Source organism: Dysgonomonas sp. HDW5B (assembly GCF_011299335.1).
GTDB lineage: Bacteria > Bacteroidota > Bacteroidia > Bacteroidales > Dysgonomonadaceae > Dysgonomonas_A.
Genome location: NZ_CP049858.1, coordinates 3039402 through 3062713, shown reverse-complemented (window position 1 = coordinate 3062713; position 23312 = coordinate 3039402). Strand labels below are relative to the sequence as shown.

The window sequence follows — 23312 nt, the reverse complement described above, 5'->3', positions numbered from 1 at the left end:
ATTTGTCACAGAAATTTTATTACGATCTATTTCAAATCCGTTTTGTCCATAAATTATGGCTCTAAAAATTTCACAGACAAACGTACAAAAAAAACATATCCATCAATTTATTTCAATCTTAAATTGCTCAATTATCTCATAAATTAGTCCATCAAATTAGATAATTACTGTTAGTGCTGAATAATAAAAAACAAAAATCATGTTGTTAAACACAATTTCACACACAAAAATATATTCAACTAAAGATAAGCTACTTACAAAATAACGATTTTTAAATAAACATATAATAAGACACTATTTAAGAGAAAATAACTTTTAAGGGGTTGTGTAAAAAGATCATATTCTTTACTTTTGCTCAGATCGAAAATTTAACAATTAACGGATGCAGATTAAAAACTTTTCTATTAAGACCCTACTTGCCGGATTAAGCTTTATGCTTGTCTGCGCTACACTATCCGCAAAGGAGAAAAAAAGCGAGACTACAGAACAAGAACAAACAGCAAAAGTTACTACAATAGAAAAAAAAATAGGTCTTCCTCTACCTAACGACAGTACCATCCTATCACTCTACAGCGAAGCCGTTACATGGCTTAAGACTCCCTACCGCAGAGGAGGAACCAGTCCTAAAGGAATGGATTGCTCAGGATTAACCACTACTATTTATAAAAATGTATTTGGTATAAAATTACAACGAAGCAGCAGAGACATATCTGCACAAGATGTAAAAGATTTGGGCAAAGACGATTTGAAACCGGGTGATCTGGTATTTTTCGGAACATCTTCACGAAAAGGAAAAAGAGTAAATCATGTAGGAGTATTTTTAGGAGACCGTCGTTTTATTCACGCATCCACTTCTAATGGTGTAATCATAAGTAGTCTCGATGAAGCTTACTATCGCCGAACATGGATTAAAGGAGGAAGAGTAAAACAGCACGAAAAGTCCCAAACGGATAAAATACCTACAACATAATACATATAGGAAAAGTTAAACTTAAAACACGCTGAGGAATCGGGGTGTTTTTTTTTATTTATTGGTAACTTTAATCTATATTCGCATTATAAATATTCGGGATCGGTTCAACATGCAATAATACAGAATGAAGGGTGCATCTTATTGTTGCTTTCTGCCATGCCCTGAATAAGATTCATTAAAAAATTTAATGATATAACAGACATATTTTAAAGCAAATAGGATCTCAGGTCTAATTGTTAGTAAGATTAAGTTATCCGTCGAACGTAAAAAATTATGCTAGAAGATATAGAAAAAACAGTAAATGATATAAATGCACATTGTCCGATTCAGATAGATCAGACTACCCGGCTGGATAAGTGCGAATCATTACCAAACAATACTTTCAGATTCGATTTTACTTTTCTGTTTATAGATGCCACAAAGATAGATGCGGTAGAATTCAGAACTCAAATGCGGGATATACTACTTTATAATATACAGTGTAATCCTCAAATGACACTTCTAAAAGAGAATCATGCGACATTCATTTATTATTGCGTAGACGAGAATAAAAACTCATTAGGTACTCTTACAATTACTCCAACCGATTATTCAAAGCCCGCAAAAAAACCGGGATTGTTTGATCCAACTACAATCACTTCCGATAACCTTCAGAAGGTATTGCAGGATTTGGTAAAGAAAACCAAGAAACAATTACCTCTGTTCACTGAGGAAAGCGGTATCAACATGGTCGATTGCAGTACCTACAATAAAACGTTAGAATACACCTGTAAACTTCTGAATGAAGATGTATCACGATTCGACAGCATCTACTTCAAAACAACGGCAATACCTGCTGCTGTCCAATCTTTGAAAAACAATCCAGACATGAAATACTTTGCCGAACAAGGGGTTTCGATACGGAATATATATCTCGATAAACATAGCAAATACCTCTGTGCGATAGATATTTCGCCCGAGGATTATAAGTAAGTAAATACACATACAACTATAAAGGAGGCTTGGAATAATTTCCAAGCCTCCTTATTTATTCATTATCTATCAGATATACTTTTCGAAAGTTACTCTGCAAATTTCAAACCTTGAATTTTGTTCCATCCGCCACGAGTAAAATCGGGGATCTCAACAGGCATAGAACCTTTATCCAAAGATATTTCGGTCAAAGGTATAAGACAGCACCATTCGGCTAAGTCGTACACGTCCATGTCCAAAGGAAGACCTTTTTGTAAGCAATGGATCAAACGATAATCCATGATGAAGTCCATACCACCATGACCTCCTACTTGCTTGGCTTGCTCTTCGATTCCTTTAGCAATCGGATGTTTATATTTTTCCATCAGAGCCTTGCGTACATCATCGGGTACAAATTTATGGGCGTTCAGATTCTCGTGATTAGCAGCAACTTCGGAACTTATTTCACTCTGATCCAAAGCAAAGCCTTCTACAGGATATTTGTTCGCAAATCCCTTTGTACCTGTCAATTGATACATACGGCTATACGGACGTGGAGAGGTCACATTATGTTGAATCTGAATTGATTTTCCGTTTTCGGTACGAATCATAGTCATAGTGTGATCTCCATTGCGGAAGTTTTTAACATCCCTACCCGTTTTTTCTTTAATGAATGCAGGGTTACCGATAGCTTTTGTATCAACCGATACCAAGAAGTTCATTTTGTCACCACGGTGAATATTCATTACCTGACAAACAGGACCTATACCGTGAGTTGGGTATACATCACCCCGATGTTTTTCGTTATAATCCATACGCCAGTTGTTCCAATATTGATCCCAGAAGGGTTGAAGTCCATGAATATAAGCTCCTTCACCATGAATTACTTCACCAAACAAACCTTGTTGAGCCATATTCAGAGATGTAAGTTCGAAGAAGTCATACACACAGTTTTCGAGCTGCATACAATGCTTACGAGTTTGCTCCGAAGTATTTATCAATGCCCATATTTCATCCATATTCATGGCTGCAGGCACTTCAATAGCCACATGTTTACCGTCTTTCATTGCCTGTACTCCAATTTTGGCATGACTTGCCCAGTCGGTAGCTACATAAATAAGGTCTACGTTAGGCAAGGCTGTAACTTTACGCCACACCGAAGTATCTCCATAAAATTCAAGTGCTTTTGGTTTACCTGCTTTTTCGAGTATTTCATTGGCTGACTTGGTATTTTTTTCCAATACATCACACAATGCTACGACTTCAACTCCGGGTATATGTGTCATACGGTTTACTGCTCCGGGACCACGCATCCCCAAACCTATAAAAGCTACTCTAACTGTTGGAAGAGGTGCTGTTGCCAAATTCAAGACATCCTTTTGTCCTGCCGGACGGGGCGGTGTCGGCGTTTTTATCATTTGAGCCGAAATAGTAGTCGAACCCAATAAAAAACTCGTAATCAGCAATAATGCGAAAATTTTGTTTTTCATAATTAATAAATATTTTAATAGTTAATTAAGTATACTAATTTATTGTTCTATTTTTTCTAACGCACCTTATCGGGCTTGTTTTTCATTTTTCTTTGGTGCAAAACGAAACTAGAGATCAAGACTGTACATCGGTGATAGAATAACAATAGAATATCTAAATACAACTACCACTTATCAGGTCAATGCCTGTTGATAAATGTCTTTATCTTCTGCACTTTTTTCTATTTCCAATACAATCACAAAAGGTTGTCCCGATATATAATCAGCAGGTAAAGCAATATTATACAAACTGTTATTTTGCTTGTTTCGCCCTGCATTTATAATATCTACCGACTTATTTCCTGACAGAAAATAGGCTTTTACAGGCTTTACACCACCTTTAGGTATTTCGACATGGAGCATATTATTGATCGGTTTATTAAAAACGGTCAGGTATATTTTATTATCCTTTTGAGTAAAATATCCCCATCCCTGCTTTTTAAGATCGGTGTATGAACATCCATAAATAGCTTCGCTGTTTACTTTCATCCAGTCTCCCATCTCCTGAGCTATTTTGCTTTCTTCGGGACGGATATTTCCTTTTCCGTCAGGTCCAAAATTCAGTACAAAATTACCGTTCATCGAAACTGATCTTACCAGCATATCAATCAAGTCATACGAAGTTTTCACATAACCTCTCCAATCGGAATGATAGCCCCATTGATTTTCGGGTATAGTCATCACACAATCCCAATCGTTGCCATTAACATCTGCAATGGAATTGGGAAGGTCACGCTCCCACCCCTGTTCATAATCACCCATAAGATCGCCATTCGAATCGAAGTGACGCTTGCCGTTTTCATCCGCTCTGAAACGGCTTCCTATAATCAATCCGGGACGCAATGCTCTCATCTCAGTCTCCAGATCATCCGTAAATTTAGCTTCCTCTATCCATGCCTTATCCCAAGTTCCATCAAACCAAAGCCCTTTGGCAGTGGGATAATTGGTGAGCAACTCGATCAACTGATTACGGGTAAACTGCTTGAATTCCTCATAACCGGCTTTCTCCTCCGTGGTTGCAGGCACGGCACTTCTGTATCCTTTCTGATGCCAGTCGATAATCGAAAAATAGAGATATACATCAATACCTTCGGCATCGTAAGCATCTACAATCTCTTTCAAGAGGTCTTTTTGATAGGGAGTATTTTTTATTGTATAGTCGGTATATTTACTTGGCCAGATACAAAATCCATCATGATGTTTAGTCGTTATAATCATGTATTTGGCTCCCATATACTTTGCCTGTTTAGCCCATTTTTTGGCATCGAATGCAGTAGGGTTAAATTGTTTGTAAAGATTATCGTAATCTTCGTCAGGCATCTCTTTCCAAGAACGTATCCATTCGGCCGCTCCGGGATAATACTTTCCATTCCAATGACCTCCGGCTATTGCATATACACCCCAATGGATAAACTGACCTAAGCCATATTGTCTCCATTTTTGCATCTCGGCATCCGTACGCTTACCTAATCGATGAGTCCCATGTTGCAATGGTATTGACGACCTTTTAGTTTGTGCAAAACCTTGTGTAAATGCAATATTAGATATAAGAATAATCAAAAATAGTATTTTTTTCATGATTTATAACTTAAAAAAGTAATATTTAGACGCTCTTTAACCTTACAACCCTATATGTTCATTTTTATTTTCCTGAGGTTTACGTATATCTGACCTTGTATTTCGGTTTCGTTCATAGTTCCATTGGATTTTATCGTCATATGTTTCACCTTTGTATGAAGCTTTTACCTCAATTTCATTTACCCCTTCCTGCAATTCTATATTCTCAAAAATGTAATGAACATGGGTTGTTCCCTTCTTGTAATTTTTAACCTCCACCCCATTAACAAATAACTGAGGTACTCCTATATTTGAATAGACGGTTACGGGTGTTATTTTATTCTCCCGTTCGGTTGCCCTGCGTTGGGTTAAATACAAAACAGGATCTTTGCTCCAATTGGCCTTATACCAATAGAAAGGGTCTTTCTTTAACTTTCGGTCGAAGGTTACCAAACCTTTCATGTTGCGTGCCTCAACTCCTCCTTGTGAAGATGCAGGCGTTGCAAAATCGAACGTATTCCATAGATAGGAAGCCAACAAATAGGGATGATTGGCAATATACCCCCATTGAATCTCGTGGAACCGGGTAGCAAAAGTTTCGTTATACTGTTTATCGAATCCGCAGCAGTCGCCCACATCACCCACCACTTCTTGTTGATGATAGATATTAGCCTCCGTTCCATATTCTGCCAACATTATTTTATAATCGGGATACTCTTTTTCCATTCCTTCTATCCAAGGCTCCATATCCTGAATCTTTTTTTCGTACCATCCGAAATACCGATTGATACCCTGTATATCGGCATTCATATTCACGCCATGCCCCGGATCGCCGTATCCGTTTACCGATACCGTATACCTGTAAGGATCTTCGGACTTTGCCAGATCGTGAAGCTCAGTTGTTAACGAAGCTGTATAATTGATCGGTGTATATACTTCGTTGTGCAATCCCCAAGTATATATGGATGGATGATTGTAATTCTGACGGATAAGCTCAGTCATTTGCTGTTTGGCATTATCGGCTTCTTTAGTAGAAACCCTATTTACGAAGGGAATCTCTGCCCAGATCATAAACCCGATACTGTCGCACTTCGAATAGAAATATTCCGATTGCTGATAGTGTGCCAGACGAATGGTAGTAGCTCCTATTTCTTTTATAATTGCCAAATCGGCATCGTGCTGCTCGTTGGTCAATGCACTCCCCAATTGCCACCAATCCTGATGACGGCAAACCCCATACATGGGTACTTTTTTCCCGTTGAGATACATTCCGTCTGCAGCTTTGAGTTCGAAATGCCTCAAACCTAAAGGCTGAATTACTTCATCTATAACCGTTCCGTTCGACACAATCTGTGTTACCACTTTATATAAATAAGGGTCTTCGAGACCTTGCCAAAGATGGGGATTGGTAATTGTAAAATCCTGATTATAGAATTGCCTACCCTGAGGCAGTACATTTATGGCAGTTTCTTTCTTTAGCTTTAACTTACCATCCATATCATAGATAGAGGTAAGAAGCTGAACACGTTTCGCTTCTCGATTTTCATTCTCTATTTTGATTTCGACATTCACATCTGCCGACTTATTCGTTACATTCTTTTGACTGATATAAATTCCGGGCGAAGCATAATCAGTTACCGCTATGTTTACTTTTTCTGTAATGATCAGATGCACGGGACGATACATTCCTCCATACACTCCAAAAAGTGTATGATTGATCGGCACAACATCGGGACGTGATGAGTTATCAACTTTTAGTAATATTTCGTTATCCTCTCCAAATTTCAAGAGTTTAGATATCTCTATCCTAAATGCCGAATAGCCTCCTTTATGATTGCCTGCAAATGTACCGTTTACATACAATTCGGCTACGGATGCAACCCCTTCGAAATTGAGAAAGATGCGTTTGTCTTTCATCGAAGCATCGGGACGGTATGTTTTTTTATAGAAAGCTTCTCCTGCATAAAAATTATTCTTGTCATTCTGCATGTCAATCGCATTCCAGGTATGGGGAATGATTACATCCTGCCACCTCTGATCGAAGCCCGATTGAAACAGTATCTGATCGGTTGGAAAAGGTCCTTTCTTGAACAACCAACCCTCATTAAAAGACTCTACATCTCTCGCAAAGCCTCCAACAACAAGCGAAAAGCTCAATAATAAACCGGCTAATAATCTCATAGTAAGTATGATTAAGTATTTATAATTATTCTCACTCCAGGGATAGACCTGGGCGTCTACCCTCTTCGGATGAACACATAGGTTCTCCCCTACATGGGTTATTTAAAGAGTCTAATACACATCCATTTTATATATTTCTGCTCCTGCCATCAGTAAAGCCCCTACCCCATATACGGCGGTCATGTCTTCGGTCACTTTCTTTGGATCAGCTCCAATAGGTTGTACCCATCCCAATTTTCCATCACTGCCAATTGCCGAATCGAGAGCAATCCATGCTTTTTTCAAAGCCATTGTATACTTGCCGTTACTCAACAAGTCGTTATTGATACCATACGCCAAAGCATAGGCTATGAGAGCCGTAGCGCTGGTTTCGGGCGAAGGATACTGATCGGGATCAAGCAAGCTTGCATGCCAAAATCCATTGTCGGATTGCAGATTCACCAAACTATCGACTAATTCCGAAAACAGGTTTTCATAAAAAGGTCTCAACGGTGAATCTTCGGGTAAAGCTTTCAGTATATTTACCAATCCTGCTGCTACCCATCCGTTGCCTCTTCCCCAGAATACTTTCTGACCATTTACCTCTGTTTTATCAAAAAAGCGATCGTCTCTGAAAAACAGTTTATATTCTTTATCGTATAAATAATCATAGGTGAGTTTAAATTGCTGATCCATAAATTGTAAATAGCGATTATCACCTGTTAACTTGGCCAGATTAGCGTAAACGGGCGGAGCCATAAACAGAGCATCGCACCATGTCCATGTCTGCTTGCTTGTATTTTTCATATCCTCACTTGGAGGATTAGCCATTATCCAATCGGCACGTTTCAAGGTGGCCTCCATCATTTTCTTTTTACGGAAAACAGAATACATATTGAGGTAGAACTGACCAATACACAGTTCATCGGCATGATACAGACTGTATTTAGGCATATTTTTAAAATTGTCAGGTATCTGCCAGTTATTTTCGTCACCAATTTTATTTAACCACTTGTAGTATTTTGGCCCATTATCCGAAATGGCAGACCATTCTGCCATTCCGAGATAAAGGGTGGCATTTGTCCACGCATCTATTCCTGCGTCATGCAAATGTCCGGCACTGCCTGCCTTTGAGTAATTAAAGTGGTTGATTTGCCAGTCTGCAACTTTATCAAGTGTAGCTTGTAAAGCCCGCCTGTCTGTCAGAACGTAACTAGGTTGTGCCTTGCTCTCTAAGCAAAGAGTAATAAATAAATTGAGTATTACAAGCCAGACAGTAGTGTTGATTTTCATAGTATAAGATCATGTAATTTAAGGTCAAACCTATTAATGCAAATGATTATACCAACAAAAGTATTCTTAACTCTCCAATTGATTTTGCCCTATCTGACTTTTATTTTGTCTTATTTGCTTTATAATACTTCACAGAGGCAGTACTGCATATGCCGGAATATATTGTTCTATAAATAGAGGGCGTATACAATACTCCCCCCGATACTACAAACTACTATCATTTTTGCCTTTTTTGTGTTTGGCTGCAAAAGCGGTGGGCGTATCGCCAAATTCTTTTTTAAAGGCTCGTGTAAAGTACGACTGACTTTCTATTCCGATTTGTTCCATTACATCACGCATCGAGACATCTTCTTCCACAATCATACGGGCAGCTTTGCGAAGACGATAACTCAATATAAATTCGACTATCGATTTATCAGTCATGCTCTTTATCTTACTATAAAGCTTGCTTCGGCTCATCGAAAGCTGAGAAGCAATGTAATTAACATCCATTTCGGGTTGATCGATATTCTGATCCAATATTTCTATGAATTTCTTCAAAAACTTATTGTCTTGCTGATTTGTCGAAAGCTCCGAACTATCTACAAAATAGTTTTTTGCATAATAGTCTTTAAGCTGTTGCTGACGTTTGAGTATGTTTTGTATTGTAAGCCTGAGTAAATTAAAATCGACAGGCTTTTCAAAATAGGTATCGGCTCCCGAATCGGCTCCCTCCAGTTTACTTTCCAATCCTGTTTTGGCTGTCAGCAAAATAAACGGAATATGCGATATATTGATGTCGCTTTTCACCTTACGACATAAGGTAATACCATCCATTTCGGGCATCATTATATCGCTGAGAATAAGGTCAACTTCCATATCGTCGAGTAACTTATAAGCTAGTAATCCATTACCCGCCTCTATTACTTCATAATGAGGTCGTAGCGATTCGGCAATCAGTTTGCGTAAGTCATCATTATCTTCAGCTATGAGAATACGTTTCTTATCGCGCAACAATATATCGTCGTTTGTTGGCGAAAGAGCAATATTTTCGGCAGGCTCTTCATCGATATATACAGGAGCGGTCAATGTAGCGTTGTCCACAGATTCATCCTTCACAAAATCTTCATCTTTATAGACAGAGGCATCCATCGAAAAGCTGACTACCATATCCGTACCTTTCTCGCGCTGGCTATAAATACTAATCGATCCTTTATGTAACAACACGAGGCTTTTCACCAACGCCAAGCCGATCCCTGTACCGAGATGCGAATCGAAGTTTACGGTCTTTACTTTATAAAACCGCTCGAAAACATTTTCAATCGAATCTTTGGATATACCTATACCCGAATCACGGACAGCTATGGCATATTGATTATCAAGCTGACTGTCGTTATTGATCGTAAATCCGTTTTCGTATGCAGAAGTGAATGATTTTCGGGACGCATATATTTCGATACTCACACATCCTCCGTCTTTGGTATATTTAAAAGCATTGTGAAGCAGGTTCATTACTATCTTCTCCATTACCTGTTTATCTACTAATACCGATGGAGGCAACGAGTTATCCGTTATTATAGCGAAACTGATATCACGTTGCTTGGCATAGTCCTGAAAATCGAAAGCTATTTTTTCGATAAAGCTATTCAGATCAATTGGCTGAATATGCAGTTTCATTTTACCGTTTTCCACGGTTCTGAAATCCATCAATTCGTTTACCAGATTGAGCAGCCGTTGTGCATTGTTATTCAACAGATGATAATAGTATTCTTTGAGCCCTTCGAGCCTCAATTTATCCAATGCGGCAAGAATAAGCGACAAAGGCGTTCTGAAATCATGCGATATATTGGTAAAAAAGCGAAGTTGCGATTGGTGTATCTCTTCTTTTTTGTTTTTATCGACCTGATCAAGATAAATCTGCAATTTGAGTTTCTTCTGCTGATTGTAATAGCGTACAACCACATAGGTAAGCCCTGCCAATAAAAGGCAATAGATAACATAGGCCTGCCAACTCAGCCATGGTGCAGGCAATCGTTTGATCTTTATAACAGTGGGAGTTTCGTTCCAAAGACCATCGTTATTAGCCGTCATCACCTCGAAAGTATATTCGCCAGGAGGAACCTTCGAATAAAAGGCACTCCGGCTCGAAGCATCCACTTCTATCCATCGGTCATCGTATCCTTTGAGTCGGAAACGAAAACGGTTTTTCTCGGGTATCAGATAGTTATCGGACGAAAAGTGAAACCCGAAATTGACTTGTGTATAATCGAGTACAATTTCATCATTAAATCTTTCTATCACCTCATCCTCCGAATTTTCGCTGTAAGGCTTCACTGAGATATTATCGACCAGAAAATCGGATATGATAGCTCGTGGTTTAAATGTATTGGACGATATTTCGTGTGGATTAACCCGTGTAAAACCATTGGAGCCTCCAAAATAAAGGCTTCCGTCCTTGCTCCGTAAAGATGATAAGGGATAATATACTTGTCCTTGTACGCCATCTTTTTTATCGAATCTGAAGAATGTACTATCTACGGGACTGTATCTGAACAATCCGTTGTCCGTACCCATCCACATATTGTTGTCTCCATCGGCACAGAGGCTATAAATGGACGAAGCATTAAATTTCAGTATATCATCGAAAACAGTAAATCGGGATGTTTGAATATCGTATTTTACCAAGCCGTTACCAATCGTACCAATCCATATATTATTGTTGTTGTCTGCCGAAATAGTCTGTGCATTCAGATAGAAAGAGTCTTTTAACGGGACTTCAACCACCGAGCGAGTGGCTATATCCATCCGATATATATTTTTGTGCGTAATAATCCATAAATTATTACGGGCATCTTTACACATATCGTAGATATAATAACTATTGTCGGATTCTCCGAAATAATAATGAGTAAACGTTTTGTCTTTAAACGAATAAAAAGATACAACCAGTTTGTTTAGTTGATAGGCAATCCATAAACCCGAATCGGGCTCGAGAACAATCTTGCGTAAGTCATTAAAAAGGAGGCTATTTTCGTTCTCTTTTTCTTTTTTGAAATGTGTAAAACGATTGGTTTTCTGATCATAATAATCCAATCCGCCCCGAAACATCGAGATCCAAAGATTCTGATTCCCATCCATTGCCAACGATTTTATATTGTCGTATGCAAGACTATTGCCATCGGGTCTGTTTTGGTAATAGCTAAACTGTTCGCTTTTCTTGTCCATTCTGTTCAGTCCTCCACCTTCGGTGGCTATCCACAGATAATTGGCATCTTCGGCAAAACCACTCACCAGACTATGATTCAGTTGTCCTAATCCCACAGTGTAAGTCTTAAAACTGGCTTTCTCTTCGAGATTCACATAGCATAATCCACCCGAATAAGTTCCGATCCATATATTTTGCTGCTTGTCTTCTGAAATTGCCCAAATTGAGTTATCAGGCAAACTAAAGGGTTCTGATTTGGAATGAAGATGAAGTGTATATTGCTTGGTCTGAGGGTTGAGAATATACAAACCTCTCTGTGTTCCGATCCATATTTGCCCGTTTTTATCCAGATAAAAGGTTTTTGCTAAAATATGACCGGTGTCATGCTGATAGAAAAAATCGAAATGTTCTTCTATTTTCCATGTATTTATATCGATGCGGTAAAGCCCCTGATCGGAAATCAAGACCCATAATTTATTACCTGCTTTTCGGATAGTTTGGATGTAAGACGAAGCCGGAAAAGAAAATACTTTCTTTATATCATTCTTAGAATAATCGTATTCAAAAATTTCGCCTTTGGTTGAAGCTATAAACCATGTCAACTTATCACCATCGCAGTAATTAATTCCTGATAAGGCTTCACCTTCATACTCGACGGTATTCCATGTTTTTAATCGGACATCGTATTTCATTAACAACCCTTCGCGGCGTACCCATATATTATCTTGATAATCTATTCTTAAACCTGAAGTATTAGAGTCGAGTAGTTCGGTAAAAGAATCGGAACTATTATTATACCTATATACCCCATTACTTGTTGCAACCAACAAATGTCCTGAAGAATCAGAACCCATGTCGTTGAAAAGCCATCGGCTCGAAGTATCAAGGGTTTTGAAATAGTTGTAATAACGTTTGTATTGATAGCCGTCGAAACGATAGAGATCGTTATCCATCAGTATCCAGATGAAGCCATTGGCATCTTGCTTAATCGATTTTACACCATCGTAATAAAATCCCCCTTCAGGCGAAAAGGTTCTGAAGCGATAATCGTTCTTACCCTTTATCGTAAAAGGGCATATCATAAATAATGTATGTAAAAGAAATACGAGAGATAATATATATTTTCTCATGTGTTTCAAATAATGAGTAAAAGAAAAAAGTTAATGGTACGAATCAATCGTTGAAATACATGTTCAGTTTTTCTAATGCACCCTATCGGGTTTGTTTTTCATTTTGCCTTGATGCACTAGTAGTGTAACCGTTGGCTGACAAGCGAAGCAGGTGTAAAACTAAACATTGAAATATAATCAATTATACTAACCATATACAATTCACAAGCCTTATGTGAAAAATAAAGTCTGAGAATAAAGGTAAGATTTTTCAGTTCATCCTTTCAGAAAAACATTAATTATATGAGAAAATTTAATCCTGAACACAACGCACCGAAAAACGGAAATTTAAATTACCACTGCCAAAATAAGATAAAGTAGGAGAAGCAAAACTCAAATATCTATATCCTCCGGCAGGGGCAGAAGTCCAGAAATACGCAGAACTGGAAAAGGCAACAGCATTGACACCATCTTCGCGCACCCATCCTGCGGGGAGAATATCAAAACCCGATATAGTTACAACAGGATCATTCATCCCCCATATATAAGTAGTACCTGCACTACCATCACTTGCCCTGTAAGAGACACCGGTATTTCCACGTACTTTGGCACCTATATTATCTGAGCCCAAGGTTGTAACCAAGTCTGCCCAATCTTGTACTGATGCTAAATGCCATCCGGCAGGACAAGCTAACATAGCTTGATTCCATGTATAAAATAGTCCGAATACAGATACAAAATCTTCATTGGTCATCGTTTTTGTCACTCCATTCTCAAGATAGCTTACATTGCCGGGAGGCATAATACCCAATACTCTAACCTGAGTGACGGGCATTATCGTACTATTCTTTGCAGGGTTAAAGCGTACACCATCTATGGGATCGATACAAGCTCCATCGGGTTTGCGGATAGCTCGTAAATTCTGAGTCATCCAACGCTTAGTGCCAAACACTTTAGTAGAATACTGATTACCTTCATAATCGGTAAGAATTCCGGTTGCAGCATCAAAAGATGCCTGATTTGTTCTTTTTAAACTTCCTCCTAAATATTGCCAGAAAGTACCATTCCAAACATAAGTTCCTGCAATAATAGAGGCACAAATATCACTGGCATTATATACAGTTAACCCTACATGGGTATCTTTATCCAATGATCCCGGTGTTAGTCCCAAAGAGGTTGCCAAATCTCCATTGAGTGCTTGAAGTAACACACAGGGCATACCCAACCCTTTAGTAGCAGTACTTTGTCCATTAGACTGGGCATCATCTGTTTCGAATTGTTTCAATTGTAATAAAGCTCCTGAAACAGCAGCTTTATCTGATCCTATGGTAACTTGGGCTGACAAAAGAGTACTACCCAACACGAATAAGATACAAGACAGTGATTTAAATAGGCTATGATTCATACATCTTAATTTACAATACAAAACGAATCAATTAAGAACTGATCTTTCAATCCTTGATTAAATATCAAAACAACTTCTATTGTGACAAAGATACACCAAGAGAATGTGTTACGAAAGACTTAATAAGAAAAAAGAGAAGTACTCTCTATAATTGAGTGTACTTCTCTTTTCAGGGAATAAATACAAAGATTTATTTTAATCGAATCTCTTTTATAATATCAACGGTCATAGAATCTAAATCATAATCGGGCTTCCAATCCCATTCGTCTCTGGCCTCTTTATCATCAATACTATCGGGCCACGAATCGGCAATCTCCTGCCTGTAATCGGGCGAATAAGATATTTTGAAATCGGGAATAACTTTCTGTATCGACTCTGTCATTTCTTTCGGAGTTACGCTAAAGGCTGCCAGATTGTATCCTGTTGCATTCTGCAAGCGTGATTTCTCGGCTTGAAACAATTCAATAGTTGCTTTCAGGCAATCGGGCATATAGATCATCGGCAACATAGTATCTTCTGTCAAGAAACATTCATACGAACCTTGCTTTACGGCATCAAAGTAAATGGCTACAGCATAATCGGTTGTACCTCCTCCCGGTTGTGTTTTATGACTTATTACTCCCGGATACCTCAACCCTCTAATGTCCATATCGTATTTGAGGTTGTAATAATTGCCCAACAGTTCGAGGGCTACCTTAGTAACTCCATACATGGTAGTCGGATGAAGTATCGTTTTCTGAGGTGTCATCGTTCGGGGTGTATCGGGTCCAAAAGCTGCAATGGAACTGGGCACAAGCACTCGTTCCAGCTTCTTCTCACGTGCTACTTCGAACACATTTACCGTACCATTGATATTGACGTTCCAAGCTAATTGGGGATTTTTCTCACCCACTGCCGAAAGTATGGCTGCCAGATGCACTATGCCATCGACTTTATATTTGTCGATAGTTTCTCCCAACGCTTTAGTATCCAACACATCCAATTGCACAAAGGGGCCGCTGTTTAATAAATCGGGACATACTTTGGTCGATAAGTCAGAGGCAATAATATTGTCGTTTCCGTATAGTTTGCGAAATGCCAAGGTTAGCTCCGAACCTATTTGTCCTGCACAACCCGTAAAAAGAATTTTCTTCATAGTTTTTCAATAATATAAGGTTTAGCCCTTTTAAATCACACCCAGTTCTTTACCTACTTTGGTAAATGCCGCAATACATTTTTCGAGATGCTCTCTTTCGTGTGCTGCCGATAATTGTACCCGTATGCGTGCTTCACCTTTGGGAACTACCGGATAATAAAATCCTGTAACATAGATTCCTTCTTCGAGAAGTTTAGCAGCTACCTGCTGCGAAAGCTTGGCATCGTACAGCATCACGGCACAAATAGCAGATTGAGTAGGTTTTATATCGAATCCTGCGGCTTGCATATTAGATACAAAATAATCGACATTGGCATGAAGTTTATCCTGACGGTCGTTACTTTCGTCCATCATTTCGAACATACGGATACCTGCTCCGGCAATCATAGGAGGGATAGAATTCGAAAACAAATAAGGACGTGAGCGTTGACGCAACATGCTTATTATTTCTTTCTTACCGGTTGTAAATCCACCGATAGCTCCACCAAAAGCTTTGCCCAGAGTTCCGGTTATAATATCGGCTTTTCCTTTGCAGTTATATAATTCGGTCACACCTCGTCCTGTTTTGCCTACGACTCCTGCCGAATGGCTTTCGTCTATCATTACCAAAGCTTGGTATTTATCGGCAAGTTCCATTATTTTATCAAGAGGGGCTACATTACCATCCATAGAAAATACTCCATCGGTAACTATTATACGAAAGCGTTGTACTTGCGATTGCTTAAGGCACTCTTCCAGCTCCACCATATTGGCATTGGCATAACGGTATCTTTTTGCTTTACACAGACGTACACCGTCAATTATCGATGCATGATTCAGAGCATCCGAAATGATAGCGTCTTCTTCTCCCAACAGAGGTTCGAATACGCCGCCATTGGCATCGAAACAGGCTGCATAAAGTATGGAGTCTTCTGTTCCGAAAAACTTAGAAATTTTGGCTTCCAGTTCTTTGTGTATGTCCTGAGTACCGCAGATAAAACGAACGGATGACATCCCGAAGCCTCGTTTGTCCAATGCTTCTTTAGCTGCATTAATCAATTCCTGATTATCCGATAATCCGAGATAATTGTTTGCACAAAAGTTGAGAACCTCCTGTCCTGTTTGCACTTTTATTCGGGCATTTTGGGCAGATGTGATAATTCTTTCGTTTTTAAATAGTCCTTGTTCTTCGATTGAGTTTAATTCTTTTTGCAAGAATTCTTGAAATTTTCCGTACATGGCTTTACGAATTATAGTGAATATTCAATGGTATCAGATCAAAAATAAGGAGATTATTCAAATAATTGAAATATCTCCTTATTTCAGTTTCGGGTCTAAAACCCTTTTGTTGTTTTGGCTTGTGGCTAAACTTTATTTAGCCTTATAAAGATAATCATATTCTGCATTACTACATATATTCTCAATTTTATTTATTAATGTCAATCAATAGTTGGGATTATATGTTCTCTTTTCCTAACGCACCCTTTGGGTTTGTTTTTCATTTTGCCTTGATGCAAAACGAAACAAAAGATCAAGACTGTGCCTTTTTGCCCGACCCGCTATGGTCTCGAAAGCTAAAACAAAAGAAAACATTTAAAGATAATATCCTTTTGTTTCTTAACGCTTTCTTCATCCTGCGGGTACCCCGTGCAACCGGCAAGGTCGGTAACCTAACGGATGACAAGCTTTTGCAGGCGTCAGCCCAAGTGCATCAGTGGTACAGCCGTTGGCTGACAAGCGAAGCAGGCGTAAAACTAAACGTGCCGTAAGGCAATAAGTTTAGTTTAGCCTGTAAGCTAAAGTCAGACAGGCGAGCCACGCAGCACAAAGCCTTTTTGATTCATTTTGCGGCTTTGGGCAAAAGGAATACAAGCAATCTTCGATTGCGCGTAGAAAAAAGACAACTAAATAGAACATTAAACATAACAGATCAACTACTGATTCGCATGATTAAAAAATATAGTCCGAATTTTACTGACACCCTCTTATGGGTTTGTTTTTCACGTTCAATTATATCCGGGATTATTTTCCCATTTCAACCCCGAATTAGCATCAATCACCCCTTGTGGAACAGGCCATAGAACATGGTGATCTTTTATAGTAGAAGCAGATTTCGAATTGTATTTTTTAGTTCTTTCGATCAATTTACCTGTGCGTACCAGTGTAAAACGCCTCATCTCCTCACCTAACAATTCTCTCGCTCGTTCATCCAACAGATAATCCATATTCACCTCTGCCTGTTTTGTCAATGTGGCTCTGGATCTCGTTCTCACTTTATTTATGGCATCTACAGCCTTAGATATCTGGCTGTCGTTAATATAAGCCTCTGCCAATAAGAGATATGTTTCTGCCAGACGGAATCTTATTTTATCTTTTTGATTACCGGCATAAGTAGGATCATTTTCGGGCATATAATCAAACTTGGTAGTTGCCGGAAACATATATCCTCTATCCATATTGTCCTCGGTAATGGTATGCTTCTTGCCAAACAATTCGGTGTTCTTTGGATCGTTGTATATAAACTCGCGGCGAATATTATAGATAGAATTTCTTATGTCCTGAGTCTCATAACTATTAAAGATGTAATCGATAGGACGTATTTGTCCTAAGCCTCTTCCTCCATATTCCTGAGTTATCATAAAACCGGGAATACTGTAATAGGCCGGAACCCATGCACGGCGAGTCCAGTCGTTGTAAGTAGTACTTCCACCTGTCACATTGTATTCTGCCTGTATAACCCAGATAGATTCTAAGTTACCTGCTTTACGGTTTTGATTTTTCTCAAGAAACATATCGGCAAACGGGTCACCTGCTTGTGAGGCATTCTTGCCAAAGCGTGTATCCATCAATTTAAAATAAGGCGAATTGATTACCTCTAAAGCTGCTGTTTGGGCTTTTTTATAATCGCCTGCAAAAATACTGATCTCACTCAACATATGCAGGGCAACCCATTTGGTCAATTCCCCATCTTTTACGTCTCCGGGATTTTCGGGTAGGTATTTAGCAGCAAATTCCAGGTCTTCAATCATCTTGGCAAGTACCTGTGCTTTGGGAGTCCTCTCAAAATCGACTCTGTAAGTATCCTCTACTTTGTCTACCCAAGGCACATCGCCATACAAATAAGTCAGATAACGATATGCATATGCTCTAAAGAAACGTGCATTAGCCTGAAAGAATGTTTTGTCGGTATCTTTAATCCATGCCACATCGCCCTTTTCGGCATAATTAACCATCATATTGGCATTGGTAATTAGCCCGTAAGCCCACTTCCACCTATTGGCTATATAGCTGTTGGTTGCATCAAATGTATACTTTTGGAAAGGCTGCAAAGTACCATCTACATTGTTTATGTAGCATATATCCAAACCTCCCTGTAATACCTCATAGGCACAGGCTCCCTGTGCGACAATATTGTCGTTCCATGTTTCAAACTCGAGTCTGGCATACGCATGCAAGCCGTTCAGTGCAGCATTAAAGCCTTTGGTTGTCTTGTATGTCTGTTCGGCACTCTCGAAGTTTTTTGGGTTTTCGTCCAAAAAGCTATCACTGCAAGCACTGAACAATACTAGAGCGAATAAAATTGCTGATATATATTTTTTCATGATAATGAATGTTTAGAAAGTTACATTGACTCCTATAATAAATACTCGCTGAGTAGGATACCCCGAAGCATCGAGACTATATTTATCTTGTTCGATATTGGTGGTAAACTTCTTTGCTCCCGAGAAGGTATACAAATTACGCCCGTTTACGTAAGTGGTTAAGGCTTCGAGTCCTATCTTCCTGATCATTTGCTGCGGAAACTGATAGGCCAGATTTACATCCTGAATCCTTACAAAAGAAGCCTTGGTATAAAAAGTATGTTTGGTTTCGTTGTATCCCAAGCGGGTATATTCGTTAGAGCCGTTTTCGGGTGTCCAATAATTTATATTATTGATATAATTTACATTCTTATTGAATAACTGACGTTCGAATTTCACGGTTTCGTTTTCTTTTGTTACGTCAAATACTCCGTTCAGGAATACCGATAACGACCAGTTTTTATACATAAATGTATTGGTAAGCCCTGCTGTCCATACCGGAAGCTTCGATCCTATTATAACACGGTCATCGGCAGTAATCGTACCGCTGCCATCCTTATCCAATAGCTTGGCATCGCCCGGTACGGCTTTGTATTTGGCAGCTTCTTCTTTTTCGCTTTCCTGCCATATGCCAACTACCTTGTAATCGTAATACACACGGATGGGCTGACCGATGAACCATTTGTTACTGATATCGTCTTTTCCATCCTCTTTCAAGGCTACAATTTTACTCCAGTTACCCGAAAGTACAAAGGTTGAGCTCCATTGGAAACCATCAGTTTTTACATTTACAGAGTTAAGGGTCAAATCGAAACCTGTATTTTTAGTTTTACCCACATTATCCATCATGGTCGTGTAACCGTTCATAACAGGAACCGAGCGATTCATCAACAAATCTTTGGTGCGTGTATCATAATAGTCGAACGATCCGTTCAAACGATTATCAAACAAATTAAAATCGACTCCTACGTTGAACGAATAAGAGGTTTCCCATTTTAGATTTGGATTACCTTTAGTGAAGTTTGCAACTAATCCCCCTGCAAATTCGGCATCATTACCATATATATAATCGCGTTGAGCCAACTTTGTTTTGGTTTGATAGGCACTTACTGCCTGATTACCATTCGATCCGTATGACATTCTCAATTTAAGAAATTCCAGTTGCTTCCAGTTCCAGTTCTGAAAGAATGATTCTTCGCTTATCACCCAAGCTCCTGCTACGGATGGAAACAATGCCCATTTATTATTATCTCCAAACGCAGAATATCCATCGCGACGGGCAGTTAATGTCAATAAATAACGACGATCATACGAATAGTTTGCACGTCCCATCCACGATAAAAGGGCTGTTTCTTCCCTACCCGAAGAGATAGTTTTCTTTCCTTGTGCCATTCCTATATTATGATAGCCGTTAGCATCCGAAAGAAATCCTTCTCCAGCCGATTTTTGATTATTTGTGTATGTTTTTTGGGCACTGTATAATCCCGTCAAGTCAAGATGATGTTTCCCCCAATTGTTATCATAGCGAACAATATTTTCCCAAGTCCAGTCACCATAGCTGGTATTGGTTATAGAAGCCGATCCGCCTACAGGCTCACCCGTCATAGTTGTAGAACCGTAGTAGCTGCCTTCTTCTCTATGACGATACGAGTAGCCAAAATTGGCACGGTACGATAATCCTTTTACAGGCAGTTTAATATCAGCATACGCATTGGTATATGCTGCCCTCGAAACATCATCCAGAATTGCATCCTGATCGGCAAAAGGACTGTAATACATTGTTTCGGGATTCATCGGATAGCGTACATACCTGCCATTTTCGTCCCTTACATCTCCGTAAGGCGACATTCTGAAACCATAGGCAAAGTTGGGTGATTTTCCTCCTCTGTTTCTTTCCAACAATTGGATATTTGCCCCTACATTAAGCCAACTTCCTATTTTCTGATTGATATTAGAAGTTACTGCATATTTTTTATAGCCCGTATATTTTACAATTCCATCCTGATCGGAATAGGATAGCGATACAAAATAATTAGTAGCATCGGTTGCACCCGATAAGCTCACCTGATGTTCTTGTTGAAGAGCTGTTCTGAAGAGTTCTTTATTCCAGTCAGTTTCTCTTCCGTTTTGGAAATTATCAACCAACGAAAGTTGCAGCCAAGCTTTAGGGTTATCCCATTGCTTATCGCCCATATCTTTCCGAAAATCTTTCAAGAGCTGAATATATTCGTCACCGTTTCTCAAGTCGGGCAACCATTCAGCCTGTTGAAAACCTACATATCCATTGTAGCGGACAACGGGTTTACCTACTTTTCCTTTTTTAGTGGTAATCAGTATTACCCCATTAGCTGCCCGCGATCCGTAAATAGCTGCCGAAGATGCATCTCTCAATACCGATATATTGTCGACGCTGTTTTGATCTATTTCGGTAATATTACCGTTAAAGGGTATACCGTCTAAAATAATCAATGGATTGTTTCCTCCCGAGAGAGATTTCTCGCCTCTCACCCTGAAGGTTGCATCTTCGCCCGGTTTATTATTAGAGCTGGTAACGTTTAATCCCGCTATTTGCCCTTGCAAACGCTGTCCCAAACTTACCGCCGGTATTTTTGCAATTTTATCAGACGATATTGTACTTATACCTCCCGTTAAATCGCTTTTCTTTTGCGTACCATAACCTACTACAACTACTTCGTCGAGTGCAGCAGAGGCATCTTCGAGACGTACATTCATTACTTTTTGGGAGCCGACAGTTATTTCCTGTGTTTTATAACTGATAAATGAGAATACCAATACCGATTTACTATCGGGAACAGATATTGTATACTTACCATCCAGATCGGTTACAGTACCTTTGGTTGAGTTTTTTACGATGACACTGATACCTATCATCGGTTCGTTCTTGGTATCGGTAACCGTTCCGCTGATTGTTATCTGAGCGTGAACTGAGGCTATTGATACAAACCCTAATAATAACAAGAAGAGTATCCTTTGCGAAAATACTTTTCTTAAATACTTTTTTTGTGAGGAATGTTTCATTTTACATATAGATTTAAAGTGTTGTTTTATTGAATATTGAGATCGGGTTTTTCATATTCCGGGAGAGACAAAACAGGCTACGTTCCCTCCGGTGGAAGAAGGAAAAAAACAGTATAAAACAGACATTCTTCAGCCACAAAGAAGCTGTTACTTTCCCATGCAAATATTTGGTTAATCGATCTATTTTCAGTACCTTGACACGCGCGAGGTGTGTGTGTGTGTGTGTGTGTGTGTGTGTGTGTGTGTGTGTGTGTGTGTGTGTGTGTGTGTGTGTGTGTGTGTGTGTGTGTGTGTGTGTGTTAGCAAAATAAGTATAACTACCAAATCTAAAGAGACAAATTTGATACATTATAAAAGCAATATGCTTAGCTTTGTCCATAACTGTTATACTTAATAAAGATTAACTTAATTAAATACAAACATAACGGCAAATACGAGGTTTGGTTTTGCTCTTTTTGCCTTTTGTTTTGTCCAATTAGCCACAATAAAGCCTCAGTCCTTTTATTACAAATGAGCAAGACGTTATTCTTTTCACATAACTTAAAAGAAATGCAGAAGATTTTAGTATCCTCTGCATTATGATATATTAAACAATGATAATTTACGATCTTCTTATTTGCGACTGAAACTTTTCTTGATCTTCTTCCGCCTGACCTTTGTCTATACGATAGAGGAGAAATCCGAACACTTCAACAACTGTTTTTTTAAGGATCTCATCAAAAATCTGAATTTTATCCTCTGCCAGATCGGCAACAATTTTATACCATCCCCATTTTCTACAAAACTGCGTGTAAGAAGGAGATATTGGTCGACCTGTTGCTTTACCTCTAAATAAAGGTTGGAAACGTTCTGAAATCTCTCTCTTTGTTGCAAAAAAAAAGCGAGCAACGGTAATGCTTTATCCATTGTCAAATTGCAAAACAGTTCTTTACGGCTTTCCGATTTCTTACTGTCATAATGCTCGCCAATGGGACGGCAAAGTATCGACAGAATATCCGACAAGCGCGATTCGGACTCGGAAGCGAACACCGATTCGATATCCACCCACTCGGCAAGAGTCAACTCTTCGGTAAATGCAATCGAATATATTTTGCCTTCTATTTCAATTCGATTAAGTGCATCTCCTTTATATTCATCAAATACAAACCTCACTATATCGAATATGGTATCGAATACCTGAGTCGGATTGTTCAACAGCAAATCGGCATCTATATCACAGACATTAGCTACTAATTGAATTTGTTCCATCCGTGTTTTAGGTTCGATGCGAAACCATCGATCATATTTGCCTAAACGGATGTCCTTCCACGATTGAGGTACGTTGATTTGTTTGTCATCAAAAGATAGTGTAATCATAAATCTCTGAATTTTATCAATACTGGTTTATAGTGTATAGATAAAATTCAGAGATATACCT

Annotated in this window: 14 protein-coding genes; 3 read left to right on the top strand and 11 right to left on the bottom strand. The window is 38.9% G+C overall.

Annotation, left to right across the window (positions count from 1 at the left end; translation table 11 throughout):
* Nucleotides 1-382: 382 nt before the first annotated feature.
* Complete coding sequence (locus G7051_RS12655) at nucleotides 383-970, top strand: C40 family peptidase (protein WP_166200797.1); 588 nt, start codon at nucleotides 383-385, stop codon at nucleotides 968-970.
* 276 nt (nucleotides 971-1246) lie between these two features.
* A complete protein-coding gene (locus G7051_RS12650) occupies nucleotides 1247-1945 on the top strand; it encodes a hypothetical protein (RefSeq protein WP_166115796.1) in 699 nt (232 codons plus the stop codon).
* A gap of 89 nt (nucleotides 1946-2034) precedes the next feature.
* Here G7051_RS12650 and G7051_RS12645 read toward each other — a convergent pair whose 3' ends face one another.
* From G7051_RS12645 to kbl, 8 genes are all read right to left on the bottom strand, one after another.
* Nucleotides 2035-3414, bottom strand: a complete 1380-nt coding sequence (locus G7051_RS12645) for a Gfo/Idh/MocA family protein (protein WP_166200795.1) — start codon at nucleotides 3412-3414, stop codon at nucleotides 2035-2037.
* 174 nt (nucleotides 3415-3588) lie between these two features.
* Nucleotides 3589-5031, bottom strand: a complete 1443-nt coding sequence (locus tag G7051_RS12640) for an alpha-L-fucosidase (RefSeq protein WP_166200793.1) — start codon at nucleotides 5029-5031, stop codon at nucleotides 3589-3591.
* A 42-nt stretch (nucleotides 5032-5073) separates the two neighbouring features.
* Nucleotides 5074-7191 (bottom strand): glycoside hydrolase family 2 protein, encoded by a 2118-nt coding sequence (locus tag G7051_RS12635; protein WP_166200791.1) that lies wholly within the window; start codon nucleotides 7189-7191, stop codon nucleotides 5074-5076.
* A 111-nt stretch (nucleotides 7192-7302) separates the two neighbouring features.
* Complete coding sequence (locus G7051_RS12630; RefSeq protein ID WP_166200789.1) at nucleotides 7303-8463, bottom strand: glycoside hydrolase family 105 protein; 1161 nt, start codon at nucleotides 8461-8463, stop codon at nucleotides 7303-7305.
* A gap of 204 nt (nucleotides 8464-8667) precedes the next feature.
* Nucleotides 8668-12777 (bottom strand): hybrid sensor histidine kinase/response regulator transcription factor, encoded by a 4110-nt coding sequence (locus G7051_RS12625; protein ID WP_166200787.1) that lies wholly within the window; start codon nucleotides 12775-12777, stop codon nucleotides 8668-8670.
* 292 nt (nucleotides 12778-13069) lie between these two features.
* Nucleotides 13070-14161: a fibrobacter succinogenes major paralogous domain-containing protein gene (locus G7051_RS12620; RefSeq protein ID WP_166200785.1), complete on the bottom strand. Its 1092-nt coding sequence runs from the start codon at nucleotides 14159-14161 to the stop codon at nucleotides 13070-13072.
* 190 nt (nucleotides 14162-14351) lie between these two features.
* Nucleotides 14352-15296 carry an NAD-dependent epimerase/dehydratase family protein gene (locus G7051_RS12615; RefSeq protein ID WP_166115782.1) on the bottom strand — a complete coding sequence of 315 codons (945 nt, stop codon included), beginning with the start codon at nucleotides 15294-15296 and terminating at the stop codon, nucleotides 14352-14354.
* Between the two features lie 30 nt (nucleotides 15297-15326).
* Nucleotides 15327-16514, bottom strand: a complete 1188-nt coding sequence (kbl, locus tag G7051_RS12610) for a glycine C-acetyltransferase (RefSeq protein ID WP_166200783.1) — start codon at nucleotides 16512-16514, stop codon at nucleotides 15327-15329.
* A 197-nt stretch (nucleotides 16515-16711) separates the two neighbouring features.
* Between kbl and G7051_RS12605 the strand changes: the two genes are divergently transcribed.
* Nucleotides 16712-17044 (top strand): hypothetical protein, encoded by a 333-nt coding sequence (locus G7051_RS12605; RefSeq protein WP_166200781.1) that lies wholly within the window; start codon nucleotides 16712-16714, stop codon nucleotides 17042-17044.
* A 237-nt stretch (nucleotides 17045-17281) separates the two neighbouring features.
* Here G7051_RS12605 and G7051_RS12600 read toward each other — a convergent pair whose 3' ends face one another.
* The 3 genes from G7051_RS12600 to G7051_RS12590 all read right to left on the bottom strand — a co-directional run bounded on the left by G7051_RS12600 (nucleotide 17282) and on the right by G7051_RS12590 (nucleotide 23251).
* Nucleotides 17282-18877, bottom strand: coding sequence for a RagB/SusD family nutrient uptake outer membrane protein (locus G7051_RS12600; protein WP_166200779.1), 1596 nt, complete (start codon nucleotides 18875-18877; stop codon nucleotides 17282-17284).
* Nucleotides 18878-18889: 12 nt separating this feature from the next.
* Complete coding sequence (locus tag G7051_RS12595) at nucleotides 18890-21895, bottom strand: TonB-dependent receptor (RefSeq protein WP_166200777.1); 3006 nt, start codon at nucleotides 21893-21895, stop codon at nucleotides 18890-18892.
* Between the two features lie 660 nt (nucleotides 21896-22555).
* A complete protein-coding gene (locus tag G7051_RS12590; protein WP_166200775.1) occupies nucleotides 22556-23251 on the bottom strand; it encodes a hypothetical protein in 696 nt (231 codons plus the stop codon).
* Between the last annotated feature and the right edge of the window lie 61 nt (nucleotides 23252-23312).